Origin of the sequence: Spirillospora sp. NPDC049652, from assembly GCF_040675125.1 — a bacterium.
Lineage (GTDB): Bacteria > Actinomycetota > Actinomycetes > Streptosporangiales > Streptosporangiaceae > Spirillospora.
In genome coordinates, this window is sequence record NZ_JBFAOF010000436.1 from 1 (window position 1) to 5,674 (window position 5,674).

General features: G+C 76.3%; 4 protein-coding genes. 3 read left to right on the forward strand and 1 reads right to left on the reverse strand.

The window, feature by feature from the left end:
* Together AB0J52_RS24425 and AB0J52_RS24430 are read left to right on the forward strand one after the other, a co-directional pair.
* On the forward strand, positions 1–649 hold a 649-nt coding region (locus AB0J52_RS24425), incomplete at its 5' end, for an ATP-binding protein DrrA1-3 family domain-containing protein (protein ID WP_500184436.1).
* Between the two features lie 33 nt (positions 650–682).
* Positions 683–1,543 carry an ABC transporter permease gene (locus tag AB0J52_RS24430; protein WP_500184438.1) on the forward strand — a complete coding sequence of 287 codons (861 nt, stop codon included), beginning with the start codon at positions 683–685 and terminating at the stop codon, positions 1,541–1,543.
* 237 nt (positions 1,544–1,780) lie between these two features.
* On the opposite strand, the gene AB0J52_RS24435 is transcribed toward AB0J52_RS24430, so the two are convergent.
* Complete coding sequence (locus AB0J52_RS24435; protein WP_500184440.1) at positions 1,781–2,794, reverse strand: EamA family transporter; 1,014 nt, start codon at positions 2,792–2,794, stop codon at positions 1,781–1,783.
* A 129-nt stretch (positions 2,795–2,923) separates the two neighbouring features.
* Between AB0J52_RS24435 and AB0J52_RS24440 the strand changes: the two genes are divergently transcribed.
* On the forward strand, positions 2,924–5,674 hold a 2,751-nt coding region (locus tag AB0J52_RS24440; protein WP_500184441.1), incomplete at its 3' end, for a hypothetical protein.

Consider the following 5,674-nt stretch of genomic DNA (forward strand, 5'->3'; position numbering starts at 1 on the left):
GCTGGCCGATCCGGCGGCGCGGATCGGCGAGCTGGCGCGGCGGCTGGAGCTGGGGGGCGAGGGGCTGCTGGGACGGCCGTCGGCGGCGATGTCGGGTGGCCAGCGCCGCCGGCTGGACATCGCGCTCGGCCTGGTGCACCGCCCGCCGCTGGTGTTCCTGGACGAGCCGACCACGGGCCTCGATCCGCAGAGCCGGGGCAACCTGTGGGAGCACATCCGGGCGCTGCGCGACCGCGACGGCACGACGGTGTTCCTGACCACGCACTACCTGGACGAGGCCGACGCGCTGTGCGACCGCATCCTCATCATCGACCGGGGCCGGATCGTCGCCGAGGGCTCCCCCGCCGAGCTGAAGCGCCGGGTGGCGGGCGACGTGGTCACGGTGGAGCTCGCGGCGTCCGGCCCGCCGCAGGCGCAGGTCGCCGACCGGGCCCGCACGGCGCTGGCCGACCATCCCGCGGTGCGCGAGGCGGCGGTGCTGGACGGGTCGCTGCGGCTGACCGTCGAGGACGGCGAACGCTCGCTGATGAGCCTGATCCGCGCCCTGGACGAGGCGGGCGTGGAGCTGGCGGCGCTGCGGATGGCGCGGCCGACCCTGGACGACGTGTTCCTGACCGTGACCGGTCGTTCCCTGCGGGACGCGGCCTGAGGCGAAGGCCTCACAAGGAGAAGAGGGCGAACGATGGCGACGACGACGGCCGAACGGATCGGCGGCCCTGACGAGGGCGGCCCCGTCCCCGGGGCCCTGGAGGGTCCGTCCCCGGGCGGAGGCGAGGGCCTGGCGCGCACGCTGCGCGACACGCGGCTGATCTTCCTGCGCTACGCGCGGCAGCGGCTGCGGAGCAAGATCGGCGTGGTGTTCGGGCTGGCGCAGCCGCTGCTGTACCTGGTGCTGTTCGGTCCGCTGCTGAGCCGGGTGGGCGGGGTGCAGGGCGCGGGCGACGGCAATACCTGGCGGGCGTTCGTGCCGGGCATCCTGGTGCAGCTGGCGCTGTTCGGCGCGGGGTTCGTGGGGTTCGGGCTGATCGCCGACCTGCGGTCCGGCGTGGTGGAGAGGCTGCGCGTCACGCCGGTGTCGCGGTTGGCGCTGCTGCTCGGCCGGGTGCTGTGCGACACGCTGATGCTGGTGGTGCAGGCGGTGATGCTGCTCGCGGCGGGCGTCGCGCTCGGGTTGCGGGCGCCGCTCTGGGGCGTGGTGGTGGGGCTGGTGTTCGTGGCGCTGCTGGCGCTCAGCATCGCGTCGCTGTCGTATGTGCTGGCCCTGGTGACGCGCGTGGAGGACGCCTTCGCGCCGCTGCTGTCCACGGTGACGCTGCCGCTGATGCTGCTGTCGGGGATCATCCTGCCGATGAGCATGGCCCCCGGCTGGCTCGACGCGGTCTCGCGCTTCACCCCGTTCCGTTACGTGGTGGACGCGGCGCGGGCGGCGTTCCGCGGCGACTTCTCGTCCCCGGAGTTGCTGGAGGGCGCGGCCGTGACCGCGGCCCTGGCGGTGGTGTCGGTGGCCTTGGGCACGCACCGCTTCCGCAGGGAGAACACCTGACCGACGCCTGAGAACGCCCCTCACCACCGTGCACCCGCCTGGCACCCACCTGGCGCCCGCCCGGCGTCCACCGGGCGCCGCCTACCAGGCGCCCCCGACCACCCCCGGAGCGTCCGCCTGGCACCAGCGGGGCAACGCCCACCGGTACCGGGCACCCGCCGTCCGCCCATGGCGCGCCCGCCTGGTACCTGCTGGTCCGAGGCCGGGGGCGCTGTCGGGCGGTGCCGATGGGCGGGGTCAGGGGGTGCGGTCGGCGGATACGGCGGGGGGTGAGGGGGCGGGCATCGCGAGGGGCGCGGGTGTCGCGGCCGGGACGGGGGTGACCGGTTCGGAGATCGTGGGGCCGGTGGTGACGGAGCGTTGGGCCAGGTAGGCGCCGAACAGGACGACGGCGCCGCCGACGAGTTGGACGGGGGCCAGGTGTTCGTCCAGGACGATCCAGGCGATGAGGGTGGCGGCGACGGCCTCGGTGTAGGAGAGCGCTCCGGCGACCTGGGCGGACAGCCGGTGGACGGCCGCGTTGCCGGTGATGTAGGCGAGCACGGTGCTGACGCCGATGATCCAGGCGGCGAGGGTCCAGCCGGGCGCGGTGCCCCCGGCGATGGGCACCGAGTCGCCGAGGACGTGCCAGGGCATCGTCCAGGGAACGGCGGGGAGGGTGAGCAGGGCGGCGGCGACGATGCCTCCGGCGGCGTTGGTGACCAGGGGGTCGACGCCGTCGCCCATGCGGTCCAGCAGGAGGAAGTAGGCGGCCTGGCAGGCGGCCGCGCCGAGCCCGGCGGCCAGGCCGAGGGCGTCCAGCCGCAGGCCGTCCCACACCTGGACGACCATGACCAGGCCGACCATGGCGACGGCGACGCCGCGGGCGGCGGTGCGGCGGACGGGCGCGCGGCGGACCAGCCGCATCCACACCAGGACGAGGACGGGGCCGCAGAACTCCAGCAGGATCGCGACGCCCACCGGGAGCCGGGAGGCGGCGAGGAAGTACAGGCCCTGGCATCCGGCGATGGCGCCGACGCCGTAGGCGAGCAGCGGGGCCAGGTGGGCGCGGGTGGCCGTCCAGGCGGTGCGGCCGCGCACGGCGGCGGCGAGGACGGTGAGGATCAGCGCGGCCCCGGCGATCCGCAGCCACACGGCCTGCAGGGGGCTGAGCCCGGCCCCGATGAGGGCCTTGCCGAAGGGTCCCGAACCGCCGAAGCAGACCGACGAGAAGACGATCAGCGCCAGACCGCTCGCGCGCCGGCTTCCCACGCCGGTTCCCGGGTTCCCCAATTCAGTGTCCTTCCACCCTCGGCATCAGGAGCATCGTGGCATAACACTCCTTACATGTCGATGGTCGGGTTCCTGCTGTTCGGTCCGTTGAGGGCTACTATTCGCGGGGTGAACTTGCAGGCATCGGGGACCGGGTCGGGCGGGCGCGACGGCGGTGGGCAGGCGGGCGAGAGCCGCGATCTGTTCACCGCGGTGGAGGAGAACGTCCGGGGGCTGGTGGCCTCTGCCTGGTGGGCGTCGGCGCCGCCGCAGCAGCGCGCGGAGCAGATCGTCGCCCGCATGCTGTGGGGCGCGGGCGAGTGGTGGCTGTTCGGGGCGTGGGGCCGCTGGTACCGGTGCGGCCTGGACGGCAGCTGGCATCCGTGTCCGCCGCCGTCCGACCCGGGCTCGCGCAACGCGGCGATGCCCGCGCCGCGCGGGGCGGGCAATCCGCCCGTGCCGCCGCAGTTGTTCCCGACCGGCCCGGACCTCGCGGCCGGGCGGATGGCGTCGGCGGGGTTCCTCGGGCCCGTCCCCGACACCGCCGTGGTCGCGCGGATCTCGCAGGCGCTGACGACGGCGCTGGCGGTGGACCCGGCGCAGTTCCAGCAGCACGACCCGATGTTCCAGCCGGGCACGCCGTCCACGGTCGCGGCGGCGTGGGGCGCGCTGCTGTGGTGCGCGGGCGCGCCGGTCGCGCTGACCGAGCATCCGCTGATCGAGTCGTTCGTGCCGTTCCTGACCACGCCCGCCGACCGGCTGCACTGGATGATGCCGCCGGACTTCTCGACGCTGGCCGGGTACTACGCGTCCCGGCTGGTGATGGGGGACGGCGCGGGCGCCGCGCACGTCGTGCGGGTCATGTACGAGGTCGCGGCGGGCCTGGCGGGCGACGAGCGGTTCCGTCCAGGCGCGGACGCGCTGGCGGCGGTGACGGCGGCGTCGCTGCGGCTGGTCCCGCAGGACCTGGCGACCGCCCGGTACGGGCAGCAGGCGGTGCTGGCCGAGTGGCGGCGGCGCTGCCCGGCCGAGCACGCGATCCCGATGATGCGCGACGCCGCGCCGGGCGAGCACCTGCGGCTGGCGCTGTACGACCTGCAGCAGATCGTGGCGGAGCTGGCGGGTGACGCGCTGCCCGGCGTGGGCGGGGCGCCCGGCGGGCCGGGCGCGACGCAGGGCGCGGGGCCGCCCGGCATGACCGCCGGGACGTCCGCGGCGGGCCGCCGCCATGACGCGGTGCGCCGCGCGGGCGTCGCGGTCCTGGCCGCCGACCTGCAGGCCGCGCCGAACGTGCTCGGGGCGCTGCACCGCTGGCTCGACCCGGACAGCATGCGGACGCTCCAGGCGCTGCTGTCGGACCCGGGGCATCCGCTGCGCGCGCTGTGGCCGCGCGACGGGCGCCTTCCCGAGGTGCTGCGCGGTGATCCCGAGACGCTCGGGTCGCTGCTGGTCACTACCTACAGCCTGGGCCTGACCTGGTGCCGCCTGGCGCAGGTCACGCCGCCCGCGCGGGGGTTCGCGCTGCCGCAGGCCGTCGCGGCGGAGCTGATGTCCCCGGCGCTGCACACTCCGCCGTCCACCGACGAGCTGAGCGCGTGGGACATCATCAAGGCGGCGCGCGCGCACCTGGCCGCGCAGCGCGAACCGTCCCAGTCGCCTTCGGGAACGCCCGATCCCCCGGCGGGCCCGGTCGCCGGCGGTCCGCCGCCCCCGGCTCCGCCGGGTTCCCTGCCGCCCGTCCCGCCTCCTGCGGCTCCCCCCTCGGCGAGCGACCCGGGCGGTGTCCCCGGCGCGGCGCCCTTCGGTTCTCCGGGTGCGTCCGGGGGGAGCGACGCGCCCGCCTACGGCGCGGCCGACCACGGTCCCGGCGGGAGTGAAGGCGTGGTGCCCTTCGGTTCCGTCGGCGAGCCCTCTGGCGCGTCCGCCGGAGCGCCCTCCGGTGCCTCGGCCGGTGAATCTCCTGGTGCTTCGGCCGGCGCGTTCCAGGGTGCCGGTGCCGGGCCCGTTCTCCCGCCTGGTGCCGCTCCTGTTCCGCCGCCCGGTGCTGGTGTCGTTCCTCCGCCTGGCGCCGCTCCGGGTGGGGGCGCCGGTTCGGCGTCGGCGTGGGGGAACGCGGGCGTTGAGGGTGGCGGTCCGCCGGAGTATGCCCCTGGCGCTGCTCCCCCGACCGCGTTGGGCCCGAGCGGTGACTACCCGAGTGGGGGGCCGGGTGGCGCGGCTCCTACGGTGTTGAACCCTGCTTCCGCTGGCCCGGGTGCCCCCTCGGGGGGATCTGGGGCCGATCCGCGAGCGGGCGGGTGGGCTTCGCCGAGTGCGGGGCTTCCGCCCGCGGGCCCCGGTGTGGGGCCGGGCGCCGGGAATGTTCCCGGTGGGGCGTCCGGTGGTGGGTTTCAGCAGGGAGTGACGACGGCGGACCCGGCGTACCGGCTGCCGCCTCCCGGTCCTGCGGCTCCTCCGTCCGGGGGCGGGGCTTCCGGGTGGCCGGGGTCGTCGGGCGATCCCGAGGCGACCCAGTTGGATCCCGGCGCGGGTCGTTCTCCCGGCGGACCGGGCGCGGACTCCAGGGGCGGCGCGTCACGTCCGTCTCCCGCGACGACCGCCGATGCCACCACCGCGGACGCGTCGCGCCCGGGAGCTCCCCCGTCTGCAGGAGCACCGTTCTCGCATCCCGGGTCGCCGTCCGCGGGATCACCGTCGGCGGGGGCGCCGTTCTCGGGCGCGGCACCGTCCGCGCCGTCCGCAGGGGCGCCGTCCGCCGGTGGCCTGTCGCCCGGTGGCGTGGCCGGTGGTCGCCCCCGACGCGGTCGCGGTCGGGGACGGCGGAGGCGTCGTCGCCGCCATGGCGAGGCCGATCGAGGGCGCCGAGCGGATCGCCGCCTA

Excerpts from the sequence above, each read along its gene's own strand:
- AB0J52_RS24430 (WP_500184438.1), top strand. The coding sequence starts at position 683 with ATGGCGACGACGACGGCCGAACGGATCGGCGGCCCTGACGAGGGCGGC.